The following is a 423-nucleotide window of genomic DNA, read 5'->3' as shown; positions in this document are numbered from 1 at the left end:
GCGACCTCCTCGCCCTCGCCGGCGAGTTCGTCGCGGGTGTGGATCGCCTGGAACAGCACGTTCACGTCGGAGTCCTCGGGGTCGGCCGTCGCGAGCCGCGTGGCGGCGTCCTCGACGTCGTCCCGACCCAGTACAGGGGTCGAGAGCCCGGTCTTCCGACCGAGGTCGTCGTCGAGGTCGACGGCGAGGACCAACAGCATCAGCGTCACGTAGGGAACCCAGGCATATCTTCTTTCGGGGGTCAGTCGCGCGTACCCCGGAGCGCAGCCGCGATCGTCCCGACGGCCGCGACGCCGCCGGCCAGCAGTCCGAACCCCGGTCCGGTGGTGGTCGTCGGGGGCGACTCCGACCGGGTCGGCCGCGACGACGGCGCACTCGTCGCCGTCTCGGTGGGCGTGGCCGTGGGCGTGACGGTCGGCGCGG

1 pseudogene (only partly in view) is annotated in these 423 nt (G+C 72.8%); it reads right to left on the bottom strand.

Annotation, left to right across the window (positions count from 1 at the left end):
* Window positions 1-200, bottom strand: a pseudogene (locus tag ACFR9S_RS11160) (DUF373 family protein); it reaches 896 nt to the left of the window's first position.
* Window positions 201-423: the final 223 nt, after the last annotated feature.

The organism is Halolamina salina (assembly GCF_042678005.1).
Lineage (GTDB): Archaea > Halobacteriota > Halobacteria > Halobacteriales > Haloferacaceae > Halolamina > Halolamina salina.
Note: the sequence above shows the minus strand (reverse complement) of the source record. Positions and strands in the feature narration are given on the sequence as shown.